Genomic DNA, 20,806 nt, shown 5'->3' on the forward strand with positions numbered 1-20,806 from the left:
ACTTCAGGCGTCGGTGTTTTGTGTGCCCGGACAGTCAAGCCCGATGAAGCGGAACAGCACTGTGCGGGCCGCCGCCTCGTCCTCAATATCGACGGCGGCTTTCAGGGCCTGCAGGGCCTTCAGCACATCGTCATGGGAGCCGATCTTGGTGTCGGCGCGCAGGATCTTCGGGTGCTGCGTCTTCATGGCGTTCGCCATGTCGTAGAACAGTTCCTCGAACAGTTTTTCACCCGGGCGATTGCCTGTCACGCGGATCTCGATGCCGCCATCGGGGTTTTCCGCATTGCGCACGGTAAAACCGGCCAGCCGGATCATGTTTTCTGCGAGATCACCGATGCGGACCGGCTCACCCATCTCCAGGAGGAAGATATCGCCCCCGACGGAAAGCGCGCTGGCCTGCACGATCAGTTCGGCCGCCTCCTGGGTCGACATGAAATAACGCGTCATCGCCGGGTTCGTGACGGTCACCGGGCCGCCATCGGCGATCTGCTGCTTGAACAGCGGCACGACTGAGCCGTTGGAGCCAAGCACATTTCCGAAGCGCACCGCGCAGAAATGCTGGCCGCTGCCACTGCGTTCAGCCTCCAGTGCCATCTGCCGGATGATCAGTTCCGCCCAGCGCTTGGTGGCACCCATCACATTGGTCGGACGCACCGCCTTGTCCGACGAGATCAGCACGAAATTGCCGACACCGGCCTCGAAGGCGGTCTTTGCGACCGTCAGCGTGCCAAAAACATTGTTCTCGATACCCTCCAGCGCGTTGACCTCGAGCATCGGCACATGCTTGTGCGCAGCCGCATGATAAAGCACGTCCACCTTATGGGTGTCGATTGCCTGCTTCACCCGCGCCTGATGGGTGATCGAACCGAGGAAGGGCACAATCTGGCAGCGGGTAAGGCCTGCCAGTTCCCGCTCGATCTTGTAGAGCGCAAATTCGTTCGCCTCAAACAGCACGAGGCATTTCGGCTTCCACTGCACGATCATCCGGCAGAGTTCCGAGCCGATGGAGCCGCCGGCACCGGTGACCATGATCACTCGGCCCTCCACGATACTGTCGATCAGTTGCGGATCCGGCGGCACGAAGGAGCGGCCGAGCAATTCGTCGATCTCGATCTCGCGGATCTGGTTTGCAAGATACCGGCCATCCACCAGGTCTGAAATATCCGGAACGGTGCGGATCTTTACGCCAAGCCCGCTGATGCTGCCGATCACGCTGCGGCGCCGGTCGGCGGAGATTGTGGAGAGCGACAGGATGATTTCCTGCACGCCGTATTGTTCGATCAGCCGCGGCAGGTTTGCCGGATTGAAGACGCGATACCCCCCGACATCGCGGCCATGGTGGTCAGGATCCTCGTCCAGCAGGCCAACGATGAAGCGGTTTCCGCTGCCCCGCAGCGCCTGCGCCAGTTGCACGGAGGAGGCGCTGGCGCCGTAGATGAACACCGGCTGCTCATCGCGGCGCAGGCCGGTGCCGTGGCTGAGGATGATCTTGGTGGTGAACCGCGAGCCCCCGACGAGGGCCGTCCCGATGGCAAAATAGAAGAAGGGAATGGAACGGGGAACAATGCCGCGGCCGGACATCTCCATCAGGAAGACGAGGATGACCCAGATCATCGTCGCAATGCCCATCGCCTTCAGGATCGTCCAGATGGCCGTATCGGGGAGATAACGGATGACAGCCCTGTAAAGCCCCATGCGGATGAAGATCGGGATGGCAATCGCCGGTGCAAGAAAGGCGAGGAGAATGCGCTCCGGCGAAACGTCAGGCCACCACACGGCATAGCGCAGCGCATAACTGGCCCAGAGCGCGACGATCAGTGCCACGACGTCGAAGCCGATCAGCAGCACGCGTTTCCAGAAGCGCGGCATTTCCTCAATCATGCGTCGCAGCACGTCAGTTAAAGCCATGCAACTGCTCGCATCTTGAAGCCTTTCGCGCCGATCATGGGGCCGCCTTGCCCTGATTGGGTGACGATCCGGGTGATTTTTCCCGGGCCACCGTTTGCTGCAGACCGTAGGCCACCGGATAGGGGGGGACCCAATCGAGCAGTGAACCGGCCTTCCCTATATCCACCTGCAGATTCTTAAGCAAGCGGTCGCTGATTGAAGTCTTTCCGGTCAACTTTGCCAGTGTTTTCAGCAGGCTGGGAGGGATCGGCAGGCTTGCGGCATGACGTCCCTGCAGTTGCGCCAGCCGCCTGAACAACTGATGCGTGGAAAGATCCTCGCCATCGCCTGCCAAAAAAACCTGTCCGGCTGCTTGCGGATGATGTGCGGCGATGAGGAGAAGGTCGCAGAGATTGCCGACATAGACCAGCGAGCGGCGGTTGTCGCAGGCGCTAAAGGGGGAGGGCAGGCCGCTGCCGGCAAGGCGCATCAACAGCGCGAAATTGGCACCGACACCTGGACCATAAACCAGCGGCGGGCGCACGATCACGATCTCCAGGCCGCTCTCCTTGCCAAAGGCGAGAAGCGCCCGCTCGGCTTCGGCCTTGGAGAGACCATAGGCATCCTGCGGATCCGGTGGATCGTCGGCACTGAAGCTTTTGCCCTCCGGTGTGCTTTCGCCGTTCACCTTGATGGAGCTTGCGAAAATGAACCGGCGCACGCCGGCATCGGCGGCCTGGCGGGCAAGATTGAGCGTGGCATCGACATTCATCGCCCTGAAATCGGCAAGCGGGTCGCTTGCCGTTTCCTGCATCACATGAACGCGTGCGGCAAGGTGAATGATGGTATCGACGCCGGCAAGCGCTTGCCCCCAGTCGGTCTGCCCGGTGATGGTACCGATCGTGTAATGGCCCGGGCGGGGGAGACGACTTGCCGGACGAAACGGCAGGCCGCGCTCTTCCAGCATCCGGCAGAGGGCTTGCCCGACAAAACCTGTGGCGCCAGTGATCAGATACACGCGCTTGTCGTCCTTCTGCTCATCGTTTCAACAGCTTTCGATAGGTGGATGTGCTTGCCGTTTCGTGATCGGGAAGGCCTGCACCGGCGAGAAGCGCAAGTCCGGCCGTGGCCAGATAGACCAGAAACACGATAAACCAGCCAAAGCCGGTGTCATTGGCGAGGAGCGCCAGCGGCAGGATGACGAAAAGATTGAGGCCGAAGGCCGACAGGGTGACGGGCCGCGCGCCGCCGAACCGCCTCGCCAGGCGCTGGTAGGCATGGGAGCGGTGTGCCTCGGCAATGTTTTCACCCCTCAGATACCGGATGATCAGCGTCACGGTGGCGTCGCTTGCAAACAGTGCCGAAAGGATCAGCCATTGCGGCAGGGTCAGCCACCCGGTGTGAAGGCTCGTCATGGCCATGGCCACGATGATGAAGCCGAGAAACGTGCTGCCGGCATCGCCCATGAAGATGCGCGCCGGCGGAAAGTTGAAGAGTAGAAAGGCCGCTGTCGAGATCGCCGTGGCCGCCATCAGCCACCACGCCTCGCTGTCGATCGCCTCTGGTGTGCCGATAGCGGCGATTGCCATGGCAGAGATCATCATCATGACCGCCTGCTGGCCGGCAATTCCGTCTATGCCGTCCATGAAGTTGAACAGGTTGACCCACCAGAGCCCGCCGAGCAGAAGAAGAAGACCGGCTGCGAGCTGGAAAACCGCTCCGGCATTGCCGGCGATTGCCACCGTGCCGTCGGTGATCCAGATCGCAAGAAAAACGATTATTGCCTGTAACGGCAGGCGCACGCGCGCAGCCAGTGGTCGCCAGTCATCAAAAAGGCCGATGGCGGCCATGATGGCGCCGAGCAGCAGCAGTGACAGCGTCTGCCCGTTGCCGCCGGGCATCAGCAGGCCGCAAAGCAGCGTGCCGACAACGATGCCGATGCCGCCGCCGGTTGGCGTTGGCCGCACATGCGAGGAGCGCGCCACCGGCGCCTGCACGAGGCCGAGATCGCGGGCCTTTGCGATGATCACGAAAACGCAGAGCGCGCTTGTGAGAGCGCAGGCCGCAAGGATGCCAGCGCGCGGGAGGCTGACAAGCTCACTCAGCATCGGCGGTCGCTCCCGGTTGCAGGTTCCGGCGGTCGATCACTCGCAAATTGCGCGTCCTTTTCATGCGGCATGCTCTCATGGGCCATCATCTGGCCCGCAACGGCGTCGGGAAGAAAAGGTTGCGCCTCAGCAACGCTTGACTCGCCTGCGAAATCTTCTAAGGAGTTCATCCGAAGGGAAGCAAGAATGTATCGCAGCGACAGTCACATCGCAGCTTCATTTGGTCCGGCACATGTGGCCGGAGCGCCGCTTTTCGCATGCGTATCCTCCAAAACCAAGGCCAAAACGACGACGAAAACCGTCTGACGTCTCTGGCCTACCGCTCTCTCCCCGGTTCGGCCGGGGACAAGGAAGCACGGTTTTTATCGTGTTTCCCCCTCAAAGCCCGAGGAGAGAAGAGAAAGAGAGCAGGAAAATGGGTTTCAAGATTGCAGTGGTCGGCGCAACCGGCAATGTCGGCCGGGAAATGCTGAACATTCTCTCCGAGCGCGGCTTCCCCGTCGATGAAGTGGTGGCGCTTGCCTCCGCACGGTCGCAGGGCACCGAAGTGTCGTTCGGCGACAAGGTGCTGAAGGTGTCCAACCTTGAGCATTATGATTTTTCCGATACCGATATCTGCCTGATGTCGGCCGGTGGCACGATCTCGCAGAAGTGGTCTCCGAAGATCGGCGCGCAGGGTTGCGTCGTCATCGATAACTCGTCGGCCTGGCGTTATGATCAGGATGTTCCGCTCATCGTTCCGGAAGTCAATCCGGATGCGATCGACGGCTTTACCCGTCGCAACATCATCGCCAACCCGAATTGCTCGACGGCCCAGCTGGTCGTGGCGCTGAAGCCGCTGCATGATTTTGCCAAGATCAAGCGCGTCGTTGTCTCCACCTACCAGTCGGTTTCCGGCGCGGGCAAGGAAGGCATGGACGAACTGTTCACCCAGACGCGCGCCGTCTTCGTCGCCGATCCGGTCGAATCCAAGAAGTTCACCAAGCGCATCGCCTTCAACGTCATTCCGCATATCGATAGCTTCATGGAAGACGGCTACACGAAGGAAGAGTGGAAGGTGCTGGCCGAAACCAAGAAGATGCTCGATCCGAAGATCAAGGTCACCTGCACGGCCGTGCGCGTTCCCGTCTTCATCGGCCATTCGGAATCGGTCAACATCGAGTTCGAAAACGAGATCACCGCCGACCAGGCCCGTGACATCCTGCGGGAGGCGCCCGGCTGCCTCGTCATCGACAAGCATGAAAACGGCGGTTACATCACGCCGCTGGAATGCGCCGGCGAAGACGCGACCTTCATTTCCCGTATCCGCGAGGATGCAACCGTTGAAAATGGTCTCAACATCTGGGTCGTCTCCGACAACCTGCGCAAGGGCGCTGCCCTGAATGCCATTCAGATTGCCGAGCTTCTCGTCAATCGTGGCCTGATCAAGCCGCGCAAGCAGGCTGCCTGAACGAAAAATTACCTTTTGGTAAGCATGACATGATAAAGCCTCGCCTTCAGGGCGGGGCTTTTTCGTTCGGGCGGATCACGATCTTTTCATGGACGGAAAGGTTGTCGAGAGCCACGAGCGCACCCATAACCCAGACGAGCAACGGGAGACGCGCAAGATGAGCAGCGTTTCCAAGACAAGCATGGGATCTGACGAATGTTGAAAACTGTTCTGGGTGGCGCTGTCGGCGCTGCGATGATGCTGACGGTCTCTGCCGCGCAGGCTGCCAGCTGCGGCAATGATGCGTCAGGCTTCGATGCCTGGGTGCAGGCATTCAAGCAGCAGGCACCGGCCCAGGGCATTCCGGCCTCCGTTGTGCAGCAGGCCTTTTCCGGCGTCAGCTACAATCGCCCGACGATCCGTGCCGACCGCGGCCAGAAAAGCTTCAAGCTCTCCTTCGACGAATTCCTGCAGAAGCGTGGTGCCACCACCATCATCGCACGCGGCAAGACGATGAAGGCTTCCAATGCTTCCCTCTTTGCCAATATCGAACGCCGCTACGGCGTGCCGGCCGGACCGATCCTGGCGATCTGGGGCATGGAAACCGGTTTTGGCAGTTTCATGGGCGACCAGCATACGCTGTCGGCCGTAGCAACGCTTGCCTATGACTGCCGCCGCTCGGCCTATTTTACCGAACAGCTTTATGCCGCCCTGCAGCTTGTGGCGCGCGGCGATCTCAGCCCGACAGCCAAGGGTGCTGCCCATGGCGAAATCGGCCAGACGCAGTTCCTGCCGCTGAACGTGCTGCGTTACGGTGCCGATGGCGATGGCGACGGTCATATCGATATGGTCCGCTCGCGCGCCGATGCGCTCGCCTCGACGGCCAATTTCCTCGTCGGGCATGGCTGGCAGCGCGGTGCAGGTTATCAGCAGGGTCAGCCGAACTTTACCGCCATCGAAGGCTGGAATGCCGCCACCGTCTACCAGCAGGCGATTGCCTATATGGGCGCCAAGATCGACGGGCAATAGGCCCGTCCGGTCAACCCGGCATCCGGCGCCCGAGGTAAACCATCCGGCTCAGAGAGTGGGCCGGATGAAGTCGCCGGTCTTGGCATCCATGACCCACAGCTCGCCGGTGGAGATGTCGAACCAGGCGCCGTGGACACGCATGCGGCCCTTTTCCTCAAGGATCTTCACGCAAGGAAACGTGCGCAGGTTGGCGATGGAATTGCGGATCGACACCCGTTCCAGGGCTGTCTGACGCTCGGACTGGGTCAGCACATCAAGGCTTGGTATCTGTTCGGCGGTCGGGCGCAGCAGGCCCATCCACTTGCCGATGAAGTCACCCGGCGACAGTGGCTCGTCCATGGGATCAAGCGCTGCCTGGATACCGCCGCAGCGGCCATGGCCCATGACCACGATATCGCGGATCTTCAGCACCTGGACGGCATATTCGAGTGCTGCCGAGGTTGCGTGATACTGGCCATCCGGCTCGTAGGGCGGCACAAGGTTTGCGACATTGCGCACGACGAAAAGTTCGCCGGGTCCTGAATCGAAAATCGTCTCAGGTGCTGCCCGGCTGTCGCAACAGGCTACCACCAGCGTATGCGGTTTCTGGCCTGTCTCGGCCAGTGTGCGGTAGCGCTCGCGCTCCCCGCTATAGCGGCCGCTCATGAAGTTGTCGTAACCGGAAAGAAGGGAGGGCGGAAAATCTGTCATGCGCTTTGATTAGCCTTGCGTGCGAGGAAGATCAACAGTCACAGCCCCGGCAGAAACCGGAATTGACGCGGCACAATCCTTCTGCGTTGAACCCGTTTGTTCAGACACGCCTTCAGCGTGCATGTCGTGGGCCTGGCGGCTAGCGGCGGGTGCTGCGGGACGGATGCATGAGGTGGCGCAGCTGCACCATGGCCATGGGCGTCGATAGGCTGGCCGCATCGGTTTCCAGCGTCAACTCGTCGCCACCGCGCTTGGCGGTGCGGGCCAGAACCTCGAATACGCTGGCGGTTGCCAGTTGCAGTGCCTTTTCCTCATCCATGCCGGACAGAAGCCGGGCAAGAAACACCGCCGACATCAGATCGCCAAGGCCGTTGGGTGCATTCTCGATCAGCCGGTGTTCGGCAAGCAGTGCGTGTTTTCCCGTAAGGTAAAGATTGCCGGTGCCGCCTGACATCATCGGCACGGCCGAGGTCACCAGCATCTTTGCCGGTCCCAGTGAAAGTGCAGCATCCATGATCGCCGCATTGGTGTCGAGATCGGCACCGGACATCCAGGCGAGTTCATAGCGGTTTGGCGTCGCAAGCGTGGCAAGCGGGATAAGGTCTTCCCGGATCGCCACAGCCGTCGCCTCCGGCACGTAGAGGCCGCCCTTGTCGCCCATGACAGGATCGCAGACATAAAGCAGGTCCGGATTTTGGGCCTTCAGCGCTGCAATCAGGCGGGCAACCTGCGGCGGCTGCAAGGCGTGGCCGAAATAGCCTGTGAGCACCGCCTTCACCTCGGAAAGCCAGGGCGCGCGGATCAGATCCTCGATGACCTTCTCGAATTGATCCTCCGGTATCACCACCCGCGTCGAGGGGCCATGGCCCGGATGCCAGGGCATGATGACGGTCGGCAGCGCCCAGACGGGCAGGCCCATCGTCTCGAGTGCGAACACGGCAGCGCGGTTTCCAACGGAACCGCGAATCACATGGCTCGAAATAACGATGACGGCATGGGTGTCGGACATGAGGAAAAGCCTGTTTTCAACGATTGGGTCGATTTTTCACGGTCTGGTGTCAATAAAACTCATAAAACTATGCGAGAACCTGTTCCAGAGCTGCCTTAATGCCTCAAACATCGGTTGAATAGCTCATAACGAAGCAAAGGGAGGAAAGCATGGCTGCCAAGCGTAATCCGAAGCGGGAAAAGCAGATCCAACTGGCCCGTGCCGCCTGGGCGGAAAGCGGCGGCGTCAGGCTTGATCCGGATATTCTGTTTGGCCGGGCAAGCAATGACGACGTTGCCGCCTATTCGCCGGAAATGCTGGCGGCGTCTGCCGAATATGCCGGGCGAGAGCTTGAGGCCTGGACGGGCGAGACCGCGCGCATCTCCGTTGCAACGGTTACGGGCGTCGCCCCCAATGGCGTGCCGGTGTCGGTGCTGACGGTGATCGACCGCGACATGCCTTTCCTGTTCGATTCGGTGATGGGCGAGGTGACCAGTACCTTCCGGGACATCACGCTTGCCGTGCATCCGATCCTCGACGTGCAGCCGGGCAAGGCGCCGGGGCTTTATTCCTACGAACGAAGCCAGGCGGCGAGCGAGCATGTCAGCCTCATCCAGATTCATCTGGCACCGATCACGGACGAGCAGGCCGCAGACCTGATGGCGCGGCTGCGCCAGGTGCTCGACAAGGTCCATGCCGTCATTACCGACTGGAAGCCGATGCTCTCCCTCTTGAAGGGGGCCAGCCGCGAGATGAAGGAAGCGCCGATCACCGGCCGCAAGGGAGAACGGGACGAGGCGCTCGATTTCTTCAAATGGCTGCGCGACGGCAATTTTATCTTCCTTGGCATGCGTGAATATATCTATTCCGGCGACGGCCCTCAGGCGACGCTGGAGCGCGGCGAGGGACGAGGCCTCGGCATTCTCTCGGATCCCGATGTGCTTGTACTGCGCCAAGGTAAGGATCAGGTGACAACGACACCGGAAATCCTGCAGTTTCTGCAGGGCGAGGATTTCCTCATCGTCACCAAGGCCAATGTGAAATCCACCGTCCACCGGCGCGCCTATATGGATTATGTCGGCGTCAAGCGCTTTGATGCCGAGGGCAGGGTGACGGGCGAACTGCGTATCGTCGGCCTGTTTACCGGCACCGCCTATACCCATTCAGTGAGCGAAATTCCGCTGCTGCGCGCCAAGGCGGCCCGGGTGGAGGAGCATTTCGCTTTCGATCCGCTCAGCCATTCCGGCCGCATGCTGCGCAATACGCTGGAATCCTATCCGCGTGACGACCTGTTCCAGATCGATCCGGATCTTCTGGCGCGCTACTGCGAGCAGATCATGGAACTGGCCGAGCGGCCGCGCGTGCGGGCGCTCGCCCGTATCGACCATTTCGATCGCTTCGTGTCCATTCTCGTCTACGTGCCGCGCGAAAACTACAATTCGGTGGTGCGCGAGAAGATCGGCGCCTATCTCGCTGCAACCTTCGAAGGCCATGTTTCCGCCTATTATCCGGCCTTCCCCGAAGGCGGCAATGCGCGGGTGCATTTCATCATCGGCCGCAGGCTCGGCAATACGCCTCACATTCCCCAACCGCAGCTGGAAGAGGCGATCCGGGAGATCTCGACCCCGTGGGCCGATCGTTTTGCCGGACTTGCCGGACCCGACAGCCCCGCCATTGAAACCAGTTTCGCCTTCCAGGAGGCTTTTTCGCCCAAGGAAACCTTTGCCGATCTGCCCGATATCCTCGCCTGCGCTGGGGGAGAGCCGATCCGCATTGCGCTTTACGAGCGCAAGGACGGCGCGCGGCGCATCCTGTCTCTGAAGATCTTCCATGCCGGGGGCCATCTTGCCCTGTCGCGGCGTGTACCGCTTCTGGAAAATCTCGGCTTCCAGGTGGTGAGCGAGCGCACCTTCGACCTTATGCTGACGCAAGGCGGCACGCGCATCGTGCTGCATGACATGGAGCTTCAGCTTCATGACGATCGCTCGATCGATATGGAGCGCGAGGCGCCTTTGGTGGAGGAAGCCTTCCTCTCGGCCTTCGATGGCTCCGCCGACAATGACAGCTTCAACCGGCTTGTTCTCCTGACCGGGCTCTCCGTGCGCGAAGTGACCGTGCTCAGGGCCTATGCGCGTTACCTGCGCCAGACCGGCATCGTTTATTCGCAGGCCCATATTGCCGATACGATGGTGCGCTATCCTGAAATCAGCCGCGATCTGTTTGCCCTGTTCAGCGATGGGTTCGATCCGAAGCTTGGTGACAGCGAGCGCGAGGCGCTGCTCACCCGCCATCATGCCGCCATCGAGGAGGCCTTGACGGCGGTTCCCAATCTCGATGACGACCGCACGCTGCGCCGTTATGTCAATGCCATCGATGCAACGTTGCGCACCAACTATTTCCAGACCGGTGCCGATGGCCTGCCCAAGCCGATGATTGCCTTCAAGCTCGATCCCAAACTGCTCGACGGCCTGCCGGAGCCAAAACCCTTCCGCGAAATTTTTGTCTATGGCACGGAAGTGGAGGGCGTCCATCTGCGCTTCGGCAAGGTGGCCCGCGGCGGGTTGCGCTGGTCGGATCGCGGTGAGGATTATCGCACGGAAGTGCTGGGGCTCGTGAAGGCCCAGCAGGTGAAGAACGCTGTGATCGTGCCGGTTGGCGCAAAGGGCGGTTTCTTCCCGAAAAAGCTGCCGTCGCCCGCCCAGCGCGATGCCTTCTTTAATGCCGGCCGCGACGCCTACAAGACCTTCATCCGCACGCTCCTGTCGATCACCGACAACATCGTCGGCGGCGAGATCGTCGGCCCCGCTGACACGCTGCGGCTCGATGGCGACGATCCCTATTTCGTCGTCGCCGCCGACAAGGGCACGGCGACCTTCTCTGATACGGCAAACGGCCTGGCGCAGGAGGCCGGTTTCTGGCTGGACGACGCCTTTGCCTCCGGCGGTTCGGCAGGCTACGACCACAAGAAGATGGGCATTACCGCCCGCGGCGCCTGGGAGGCGGTCAAACGCCATTTCCGCGAGATGAACGTGGATATTCAGACCACGCCGTTTACCGTGGCCGGCGTCGGCGACATGTCGGGCGACGTGTTTGGCAACGGCATGCTGCTGTCGCGGCATATCCGCCTGATTGCCTGCTTCGACCACCGCGACATCGTCATCGACCCGGATCCGGATACGGAAAAGACCTTTGCCGAGCGCGAACGGATGTTTGCCCTGCCGCGCTCCAGCTGGCAGGATCTTGACCGCTCGGTTCTGTCCAAGGGTGGCATGGTCATTCCACGCACGGAAAAATCGGTGAAGCTGACGCCGGAGGCGAAGGCTGCCATCGGGATCGACAAGGATATCGCGACACCCTTCGAGATCATCACGGCGATCCTCAAGAGCCCGGTCGATCTCCTGTGGTTCGGCGGTATCGGCACCTATATCAAGGCCATGTCCGAAACGGATGCGGAAGTCGGTGACCGCGCCAATGATCCGATCCGCGTCACCGCCGGTGAAGTCCGGGCGAAGGTTATCGGCGAGGGCGCCAATCTCGGTGTCACCCAGAAGGGCCGCATTGCCTATGCGCTCTCAGGTGGACGGTGCAACTCCGATGCCATCGACAACTCGGCCGGCGTCAACTCGTCCGACGTCGAGGTCAATATCAAGATTGCGCTCAGCCCCGCTATGCAGGATGGCCGCCTGCCGCGCGACAAGCGCGACATTCTCCTGGCCTCCATGACGGCGGATGTCGGGGCGCTCGTTTTGCGCAACAACTACCTGCAGTCGCTCGCCATTTCGCTGACGACCCGGCGCGGCGTGCGCAACCGCGAGGAACTGTCGCGGCTGATGTCGGCGCTGGAAGGGCGCGGCGAGCTGAACCGCAAGGTGGAAACGCTGCCGGATGATGCCGAACTTGCCGAACGTTATGCGGCCAGCAAACCGCTGACGCGCCCGGAAGTGGGCGTGCTTCTCTCCTATGCCAAGATCGTGCTCTTCGATGCGATCGTGGCAAGTGACCTGCCGGATGATCCCTATTTTGGCGCTGTGCTGACGGCCTACTTCCCGGGCCCCATGCAGGCGGCTTATGCAAATGACATTGCTCACCACCGTCTGCACCGCGAAATCATCGCAACGGTGCTGGCGAACGAGGTGATCAACCGCGGCGGTCCGGGCTTTGCCCAGATGATGAGCGATATCAGCGGTCGCGCGCAGGTGGATGTGGTGAAGGCCGCCTTTATTGCCCGCGATGCCTATGATCTGCCAAAACTCTGGGCGGCGGTCGATGCGCTGGATGGCACGCTGGATGGCGAGGTGCAGAACGATCTTTATGAGCGTATCGGCGAAATCTTCTTCGGCGCCACCATCTTCATCCTGCAGACCGGCATTGTTGCTGCTCCGGTGGAAGATGCCATCAAGCGCATCCGCGCCGGCATCGACGGCTTGCGCAGCACCATCCGCAGCACGGCGGCAGGCGAGGGTGCCGCCCCCATCGAGGGCGTGCCGGCCGCGCTTGCAGGCGAACTCGACCTTCTGCCGAACCTGGTTCTCGTGCCGGAAATCATGCTGATTTCCGAGCGCAGCGGGGCCCCGCTGTCACGGGCAACGGAGGTTTATTTCCACGCCACCGACACGTTCCGGGTCAACCGCTTCCTGGAGGCGGGCGAGCGGTTCGGCACGGCCGATCATTACGAAAACCTCGCTATCATCCGCGCCCTGCAGCAGATTGCGGCGGCGCGGCGCGATATCGTCACCGTGGCGCTAAAGACCCATGGTGCCGACGACAAGCCGCTGGAAGCCTGGCTTGCCGACGACCGGGTTCGCCTCAACCGCATCAGCAGCGAATTGCTGGCCTTGAGCGAAGGCGGCGATACGACATTGGCCCGGATGATGGTGGCGGCCAGCCTGTTCACGGACCTTGCCCAGACCGGGGTTCGGTGATCCAATGGCGCTCTGAAACGGGAGGAGCGCCGTGACGTTTGAAAACTCCGGGACGGTGCCCAAGGTGCCGTCCCGCGGAATCTGGGGCTGGATGCTGTTCGACTGGGCAGCCCAGCCCTTCTTTACTGTTGTCACCACCTTCGTCTTCGGGCCGTATTTTGTCGCCCGCCTGACAGAGGATCCGGTGGCAGCCCAGGCCATGTGGAGCAACATGGCAACCGTTTCCTCCATCGTGATCGCGCTTCTGTCGCCGGTCCTCGGTGCGATTGCCGATCAATCCGGTCCGCGAAAGCCGTGGATCGCCTGTTTTGCCGTGGTGAAGATTGCATCGCTTGCGATGCTCTGGTTTGCAGCGCCTGGTTCAGCCCTCGTCTGGCCGGTTACCTTCATGATCCTTGCCTCGATCGCGGCGGAATTTTCCATCGTGTTCAATGATTCGATGATGCCGCGGCTGGTGCCGGCAAGCGAGGTGGGCCGTGTCTCCAACACCGCCTGGGGGCTGGGTTATCTCGGCGGCATGGTGGTGCTGATCTTCGTCGTCGGTTTTCTGGCCGCCGATCCGAAGACGGGCGTGACGATCCTCGGCATGGCGCCGCTCTTCGGGCTCGATCCGGCGCTCGGCGAAGATGCGCGCATCACGGGACCTCTGGCTGCCGGCTGGTACCTTCTCTTCATCCTGCCGATGTTCTTTTTCACGCCGGATGCCAAACGCGGCGAACCGATGAAAAAGGCGGTTCTTTCAGGCGTGCGCGAACTGTCCTCCACGCTTTCCGAACTTTTCACGCGACGCAGGACCATCCTGCGATTTCTCATCGCCCGCATGCTGTACCAGGACGGCGTGAACGGTCTTCTGATCCTCGGCGGCGCCTTTGCGGCGGGCATGTTCGGCTGGGCGACGCTCGAAATCGGCCTGTTCGGCATCCTCATCAATGTCGTCGCGATCTTCAGCTGCCTTGCTGCCGGCCACATCGACAGGCTGTCCGGCTCAAAAACCGTCGTCATCCTCAGCCTTGTCCTGTTGCTCATCGCAACGCTCGGCATCATCTCGACGGCGCCCGGTTACATCCTGTTCGGGCTTGTACCGCTGTCGCCTGTCGATACCGGCGGGGTTTTCTCGACCTCGGCCGAAAAGGTTTATCTGCTCTTCGGCGCACTCATCGGCATGGCGTTCGGACCCGTGCAGGCCTCCTCGCGCTCCTATCTGTCACGCAGCGTGCATCCGGATGAGGCCGGGCGCTATTTCGGCATTTATGCGCTGTCCGGCCGCGCCACGAGTTTCATGGCAACGCTCTCCTTCTCGCTCGTCACCTATGCCTCAGGCTCGGCGCGGCTCGGTATGGCCATGCTCATTCTGTTTCTTCTCGCCGGCCTCGTTCTTCTGATCGGAACCCGTTATCCGGCCGTGGAGCGCCCGGAAGAGCGCTGATCCTCAACGAAAAATGCCCGGGCGTAACCCGGGCATTTTGCAGGATGGTTTGAGGCTCGACCGTGATCAGTGGCGGAAATGGCGCATGCCGGTAAACACCATGGCAACGCCGTGTTCGTCAGCGGCCGCAATCACCTCTTCGTCGCGCATCGAGCCGCCCGGCTGGATGAGGGCGGTGGCACCGGCGGCAATCATCGACAGAAGACCATCGGCAAACGGCAGGAAGGCTTCGGAGGCAACGGCGGAGCCTTGCGTCATCGGTGCCGCCCAACCCATCACCTTGGCGGCCTCTTCGGCCTTCAACGCGGCGATGCGGGCGGAATCGACGCGGCTCATCTGGCCGGCGCCAATGCCGGCGGTCTGGCCGTCCTTGGCATAGACCACGGCGTTCGATTTCACATGTTTTGCCACCTTGAAGGCAAACTTCATGTCGATCAGTTCCTGCTCGCTCGGCGCGCGCTTGGTCACGACACGCAGATCGAGGTCTTCCACCATGCCGTTGTCGCGGGTCTGGACGAGAAGTCCGCCAGAGACGGTCTTGGCGGTGAGGCCCCGCGAGCGCGGATCCGGCAGGCCGCCGGCCACGAGCAGGCGCAGGTTCGGCTTTTTCGCAATGATCGCTTTTGCTTCTTCCGAGGCATCCGGAGCGATGATGACTTCGGTAAACAGCTTGATGATCTGTTCTGCCGTTGCGGCATCCAGCATCTGGTTGAGTGCGATCACACCGCCGAAGGCAGAGGTGCTGTCGCAGGCAAGCGCCCGGCCATAGGCATCAACGAGCGAGGAACCGATGGCGACGCCGCAGGGGTTGGCATGCTTGATGATGGCGCAGGCAGCACCCATCTCGGCCGGAAATTCGCTGACCAGCTCATAGGCGGCATCGGTGTCGTTGATGTTGTTGTAGGAAAGCTGCTTGCCCTGGATGAGGGTTGCCGTGGAAACGCCGGGGCGCTTGTCGCCGGTGAGGTAAAAGCCGGCGGACTGGTGCGGGTTTTCGCCGTAGCGCATTTCCTGGGCGAGAATGCCGCCGACGGTGCGGTAGCGCGGCATCTCGATATCGAGCGCTTCGGCAAACCAGTTGGAAATCATCGTGTCATAGGCGGCCGTGCGGGAATAGGCGCGGGCCGCAAGTTTCTGGCGGAAGGCGTAAGCCGTCTTGCCCTCGTCGGCGCGCATCGCCTCGATCAGCTGCGGATAATCCTGCGGATCGGTGACGATGGTCACATAGGCATGGTTCTTGGCGGCGGCGCGGATCATCGCCGGACCGCCGATATCGATGTTTTCGACCGTCGTCGGATAGTCGCGGCCGGCAGCCCGGACTTCTTCGAACGGGTAGAGGTTGATGACGGCAAGATCGATCGCGCCGATCTTGTGCTCTTCCATCGCCTTCACATGCTCGGCATCGTCGCGGATGGCAAGAAGCCCGCCATGCACACCCGGATGCAGCGTCTTGACGCGGCCGTCCATGATTTCCGGAAAGCCGGTGACATCAGACACATCGGTCACATCAAGGCCCGCCTCACGGATCGCCTTGAACGTGCCGCCGGTCGACAGAAGCTTCACGCCGTGATCTGCAAGCGCGCGGGCCAGCTCCACGATGCCGGTCTTGTCGGAGACCGACAGAAGCGCCGTGCGAATTTTCACTTTGTCGGGGGCGGGGATCATCTTGGAAACGACGGCCATCGGGGAACTCCGTGCTGGGTAACTTGGCCCCGTCTGCGGCGGGCGCCTCAATCCGCGCCGCGTTAGCACAGCTTGGCGCCGGAGGAAACGGCTGGCGGCCGCCTGACGCGCGCAGACGGTCGTTTTGCGCTCAAACCTGCTGCTTCAGCATCCAGCGCAGGTCGCAGGTGTCCGGCAGGGAAAACTCGACGACCAGCTGATGGCTGCCCCGTATTCCAGAGACATCGGCGAAGAACACGTCTTCCTCGATGGCGACCGTCTGGCCGGGCACGGAAAACAGCCAGGTTTCTCCATCGGGGGCTGCCATGCGGATCGTATCGGCCTGCAGCCTCTGCATGAGGATGGCGGGATGCACGTGGAAGCGCAGCGTGCCCGGCACGGAACGACCGGCCTTGCCGCCCGCGCCGTCTGGCATGAAGAAGTGATCGTGCCCCTTGATCTTGTTGCCCTTCGCCGCAAGGCCGATTTCGCGCTGGTGGATGTAGCCGAAGTTTTTCAGATACCCATCATGGGAGGCCTTCACCCAGTCATTGCCATAGGCATCGTCCCAGCGCCGTGCCTCCACGGTCTCCAGCCCATCCACCATCATCGGCCCGAGAAAACTTGAGGTGAGGATGCGCGCCGAGGAGGTTTCGCCAAGCGTTGCAGTGGAATGAGCCGCCGTCGAGCGCGACAGCAGGCGAAAATCGCGGCCCGAAAATTTTGGCGCCCCGGCATTGACGATGAAACGGTTGCGCCCGGCTGACATCTCAAACGACAGGCACCCGGCATGCGCCGACCGCGACAGTTCCGGCGAGGTCGGCTTTCCGGCATCGATGAGAAGGATCGTCTCTCCGGCGGTCAGGCGGTGATACTGGCTGTGGGGCAGGGCCTTGAACGGCTTTCCACCGGTTTCGTCATAACGCAGCACCGACATCAGCTCGGTGGCGGGCGTGGCGCTTGCGCCATTAAACAGGGCGAGATCACCGTCCTGGTGGCGAAAGAAACGCAGCGCCGGAAAGATCCGGTCGATCGTCGGGATGAGCTTGCCCGGCACGTCCTGGCCAAGATTGATATAGGTCTGGCGCAGCGGCAAGAGGTCGAGCAGCAGTTCGAGTGCCGCACGCGGATTGCGCGAGGCGTGCCCGCCATCGGCAAGGATCTGGCGCTCAAGCTCCCGGTCGAGTTTGTGGCCCTCGCGGCGGATGGCCTTGTCTGTCGAGGGAATGGCAAGCGAGGCCATGGCGAGCGCGATATGGATGCGCAGCCGTGTTTCGCTGTCTCCAAGGCAGCCGGCCACCTTGCTGAGGTAACGGCGGTGGACGGCAAGGCTTTTCATGAAGCGCCGGTAAAAGCCGCTTTCAGCCCCCTGCAGCACAACCGGCGAATGACAGAGAAAGGCAATCATCCGTTCGGTTGCCACTTGCGGTTCCCAGGCAATGCCGGAAATCTTGCGGTTGTGCAGGTTCATCCAGGACGAGACGAGGCTGCGGGCGCGCGTGCGCGCCTGGGGCGTGCGGATCGCGCGCATATGGCGCAGGAAGGCGAAGGAATGCAGGCGATCGGCAAAGGCGCGCGAGGGAAGTTGCATCAGGAAAGGAGAGATGTCGCCGGCCTCCAGCAGCTTTCCGGCGAGCGCAAAGCGCCCTTCCATGATTTCCTCGGCAATATAGGGATCGACGGACCGCAGGTCGGTGGGGGCCACCACCAGCCGGTCCGGCACGTCGAGCAGCACGCGGCAGCGCGCCATGCCAAGCGTGGTCATGCGCCGGCAGAGGCGCCTGCGGGCCTCCGTCGTCCAGAGAGCAACATGGTGTCGGCGCTCTGCCATGAGCATCGTCAAATCCGGAAATCCCTGATGGACCCCTCCCGCCTGCCACTTCTCCTGAAACGGCCGCAGTCCATTACAAGTCCCGAATGTGCGCGCTTATGGTGAATAAATCCTTACCCGCGCTGCAGAACGCAGGCGAAAAACCCGTCCATGCCACCGGCATGGCCTTCGCTCGGCAAGATCATGGCAGGCGTGGTGCGGAATTCGCCAAGCGGGTTGATCGCCTCTTCCAGCCCCGGCCAGTCCTCGCGCCGGATCGGCACGCGCTTGACGGAGGCATCGTCGCGCAGCAATTGCGCCACCAGCTGTTCGCCTTCCAGCGGATCGAGCGAGCAGTTGGAAAACACCACCAGCCCGCCGGGCTTCACCAGCGTCAGAGCATGGCGCAGCATGCGGGCCTGCAGTTCCGCCAGCTTTTCGATGTCCTTTGCGTCCTTGGTCCAGAGCACGTCCGGGTGCCGACGGGTGGTGCCGGTAGACGAGCAGGGGGCATCGAGCAGCACGCCATCCAGAAGCTCTTCCGGCTTGAAGTCGAAGAGGTTTGCCTGAACGATCTCGGCGGACAGATTGAGGCGGGCGAGGTTTTCTGTGAGACGCACAGCACGATTGCCCGACATCTCGACCGCAATGACTTGCGCACCGAGCGCGCAGAGCTGCGCCGTCTTGCCGCCGGGTGCGGCGCAGAGATCGGCAATGCGCTTGCCCGAAATCGGGCCGAACAGCTGGGCGGGAATGCTGGCGGCGGCATCCTGAACCCACCAGGCGCCATCCTCGAAACCATCGACAGCGGGGATGCCGCCCTCAAAGGCTGCAAGCCGCAGGCTTCCGGTCGGCAGAAGGCGAGCGTTGAGCCGCTCGGCCCAGGTTTTCGCGTCGGCCTTGACGGTGAGGTCGATTGGCGCTGGCGTCAGTTGCGCCTCGGCAATCCGCCGTGCCTCAGCCTCGCCATAGGATTTGACGAGGCGGGCGTAAAACCAGCCGGGCACCGGAGAGATAGCCTCGCTTGCGATAAGGATTTCGTCGCGCTCGCGCACCATGCGGCGCAGAAGAGCGTTCACCAGCTTGGCAAAACGCCGGTTGCGCGGATCGCGATGCGCCTGCTCGACGGCAAGGTCGACGGCGGCATGCGAGGGAATGTCGAGATAAAGAATCTGTGCGGCTGCCGTCGTCAGAACGTGCTGGAGCGCACGTGCGCCCTCCGGCAGTGGCTTGTCGAGCATCATCGACAGGCTCTTTTCGATGCGCGGCAGATGGCGAAGCGTGGTGTTGAGGATGGCGCGCAGCAGTGACCGGTCCGCCTCGCTCAAGGCCCGGTAGGCCGGATTGCCGTGGCCGGCATCCAGCATGCCATCGAGCGGCGTCTTTTTGTCGATGACGGCGGCGATGATCTTGGAGGCGGCGATGCGCACATCAAGGCCCGGCTTGTCGGCAAACACCGGATGTCTTGGCGCTCCGTCTTCGCTCGGGCGTGGCGTGGAGGGCTTCTGTCGTTTCTTCTTGTTGTCGTCTGCCGTCAAGACCAGGGACCTTTGCGCGGTTCGTCATCGTTGCGGCGTGCCGGACCGGTTGTCGGCACGGAACGCGATGTGCGCGTGGGTCTAGCAGTCGTTGCAGGGCGCGTCGAGGTCATGGGCATGCTCGATGCCATGGAATGCAGGGCGGCGATGCGGTTTCCAGTGTCGGGATGGGTCGAAAACAGGTTATCCATCCGTTCACCCGACAGCGGATTGATAATGAACATGTGGGCTGTGGCCGGATTGCGCTCGGCATCCTGGCTGCGGATCGTCTGGGCCGCACCGGCGATCTTGCCAAGCGCCGAGGCAAGCCAGAGCGGATTGCCGCAGATTTCAGCGCCACGTTTGTCGGCCGAATATTCGCGCGTGCGGCTGATCGCCATCTGCACGAGCATGGCCGCAAGCGGCGCCACGATCATGGCGACGAGCACGCCGATGAAACCGAGCGGATTGTTGTTCTCGCGGTTGCCGCCAAAAAAGAAGGCGAAATTGCCGAGCATGGAAATCGCACCGGCAAGCGTTGCGGTGATCGTCATGGTCAACGTGTCGCGGTTCTGGATATGGGCAAGCTCATGCGCCATCACGCCCGCCACTTCCTCCGGCGAAAGCCGTTCCAGAAGGCCGGTGGAGGCGGCAACGGCGGCATTTTGCGGGTTGCGGCCGGTCGCAAAGGCGTTCGGCTGGGCATTGTCATAGATATAGACGCGCGGCATCGGAAGTCCGGCATTGGCCGAGAGATCGCGGATCATATAGTAGAATTCCGGCGCATTGTTCGCGTCAACCTCTTGCGCGCGATACGCCGAAAGCACCATCTTGTCGGAATTCCAGTAGGAGAACAGGTTCATGCCGGCAGCGACCACAAGCGCGATCATCATGCCGGCGCGGCCACCGATCAGGAAGCCGACGCCCATGAAGAGAGCCGTCATGAAGGCCAGAAGCATGGCGGTGCGGATCATGTTCATCGTCGGTTCTCCGAGGAAGGGGATCGCGGCGCTTCATGCGCGCCGCATTTTATCGTAAAGGCGCATTGATCGTAGAGGAATGTGGTTATCCGGGGCGTGTTTTCAATATTCCCCGCAACGCAAGGACGTTTTGCCATGCAGATGCCGGACAACGACAATATCGAAACCGAGACCACGGCGGACCCGGCTCCGAAGGTGCTTTCGCCCGCCGCACAGCGTGCGCTTCAGGAAGCCGAGGAGCGGCGCGCCCGCGAAAAGCCGGTGGAGATGCCGGCAGAGCGCGGCGGGCGTGGCGGTGCCGATCCGGCTCGGTTCGGTGACTGGGAAATCAACGGGCGCGCCATCGATTTCTAAAGGC

14 protein-coding genes are annotated in these 20,806 nt (G+C 61.9%); 5 read left to right on the plus strand and 9 right to left on the minus strand.

The features are described from left to right. Positions 1–3: 3 nt before the first annotated feature. The 3 genes from AC4CWH_RS16615 to AC4CWH_RS16625 are packed head-to-tail and all read right to left on the minus strand — an operon-like array spanning position 4 to position 3,995. Positions 4–1,908: a polysaccharide biosynthesis protein gene (locus tag AC4CWH_RS16615; protein ID WP_491319586.1), complete on the minus strand. Its 1,905-nt coding sequence runs from the start codon at positions 1,906–1,908 to the stop codon at positions 4–6. Between the two features lie 34 nt (positions 1,909–1,942). Then, positions 1,943–2,905: a UDP-glucose 4-epimerase family protein gene (locus AC4CWH_RS16620; protein ID WP_491319587.1), complete on the minus strand. Its 963-nt coding sequence runs from the start codon at positions 2,903–2,905 to the stop codon at positions 1,943–1,945. 19 nt (positions 2,906–2,924) lie between these two features. Next, complete coding sequence (locus tag AC4CWH_RS16625; RefSeq protein ID WP_491319588.1) at positions 2,925–3,995, minus strand: MraY family glycosyltransferase; 1,071 nt, start codon at positions 3,993–3,995, stop codon at positions 2,925–2,927. A 415-nt stretch (positions 3,996–4,410) separates the two neighbouring features. On the opposite strand from AC4CWH_RS16625, the gene AC4CWH_RS16630 reads away from it, so the two are divergent. Both AC4CWH_RS16630 and AC4CWH_RS16635 read left to right on the plus strand, forming a co-directional pair. After that, positions 4,411–5,445, plus strand: coding sequence for an aspartate-semialdehyde dehydrogenase (locus tag AC4CWH_RS16630; RefSeq protein WP_491283174.1), 1,035 nt, complete (start codon positions 4,411–4,413; stop codon positions 5,443–5,445). Between the two features lie 234 nt (positions 5,446–5,679). Next, entirely contained in the window at positions 5,680–6,453 is a 774-nt protein-coding gene (locus AC4CWH_RS16635; RefSeq protein WP_491285511.1) for a lytic murein transglycosylase, read from the plus strand. A 48-nt stretch (positions 6,454–6,501) separates the two neighbouring features. Here the strand turns inward: AC4CWH_RS16635 and AC4CWH_RS16640 are convergent, their stop codons facing one another. After that, a complete protein-coding gene (locus AC4CWH_RS16640) occupies positions 6,502–7,143 on the minus strand; it encodes a carbonic anhydrase (RefSeq protein WP_491283175.1) in 642 nt (213 codons plus the stop codon). Between the two features lie 139 nt (positions 7,144–7,282). Beyond that, positions 7,283–8,152 (minus strand): pyridoxal kinase PdxY, encoded by an 870-nt coding sequence (gene pdxY / locus AC4CWH_RS16645; RefSeq protein WP_491319589.1) that lies wholly within the window; start codon positions 8,150–8,152, stop codon positions 7,283–7,285. A 149-nt stretch (positions 8,153–8,301) separates the two neighbouring features. Between pdxY and AC4CWH_RS16650 the strand changes: the two genes are divergently transcribed. Further along, on the plus strand, positions 8,302–13,053 hold the full coding sequence (locus AC4CWH_RS16650) for an NAD-glutamate dehydrogenase (RefSeq protein WP_491319590.1): 4,752 nt from the start codon (positions 8,302–8,304) through the stop codon (positions 13,051–13,053). A gap of 91 nt (positions 13,054–13,144) precedes the next feature. Further along, positions 13,145–14,479, plus strand: a complete 1,335-nt coding sequence (locus tag AC4CWH_RS16655; protein WP_491321449.1) for an MFS transporter — start codon at positions 13,145–13,147, stop codon at positions 14,477–14,479. 66 nt (positions 14,480–14,545) lie between these two features. Here the strand turns inward: AC4CWH_RS16655 and purH are convergent, their stop codons facing one another. The 4 genes from purH to htpX form a co-directional block, all read right to left on the minus strand. Further along, the gene (purH, locus tag AC4CWH_RS16660; protein WP_491319591.1) at positions 14,546–16,162 is read right to left on the minus strand and encodes a bifunctional phosphoribosylaminoimidazolecarboxamide formyltransferase/IMP cyclohydrolase; all 1,617 of its coding nucleotides are present in this window, start codon (positions 16,160–16,162) and stop codon (positions 14,546–14,548) included. Positions 16,163–16,292: 130 nt separating this feature from the next. Then, positions 16,293–17,978, minus strand: a complete 1,686-nt coding sequence (locus tag AC4CWH_RS16665) for a heparinase II/III family protein (RefSeq protein ID WP_491321450.1) — start codon at positions 17,976–17,978, stop codon at positions 16,293–16,295. Positions 17,979–18,085: 107 nt separating this feature from the next. Beyond that, positions 18,086–19,495 carry an RsmB/NOP family class I SAM-dependent RNA methyltransferase gene (locus tag AC4CWH_RS16670; RefSeq protein WP_491321451.1) on the minus strand — a complete coding sequence of 470 codons (1,410 nt, stop codon included), beginning with the start codon at positions 19,493–19,495 and terminating at the stop codon, positions 18,086–18,088. After that, positions 19,486–20,448: a zinc metalloprotease HtpX gene (gene htpX, locus AC4CWH_RS16675; protein ID WP_491319592.1), complete on the minus strand. Its 963-nt coding sequence runs from the start codon at positions 20,446–20,448 to the stop codon at positions 19,486–19,488. Before htpX ends, AC4CWH_RS16670 begins: the two co-directional genes overlap by 10 nt. A gap of 135 nt (positions 20,449–20,583) precedes the next feature. Between htpX and AC4CWH_RS16680 the strand changes: the two genes are divergently transcribed. Continuing rightward, complete coding sequence (locus AC4CWH_RS16680) at positions 20,584–20,802, plus strand: DUF1674 domain-containing protein (RefSeq protein ID WP_491283181.1); 219 nt, start codon at positions 20,584–20,586, stop codon at positions 20,800–20,802. Positions 20,803–20,806 lie beyond the last annotated feature (4 nt).

The organism is Neorhizobium sp. PAMB6716 (assembly GCF_058242805.1).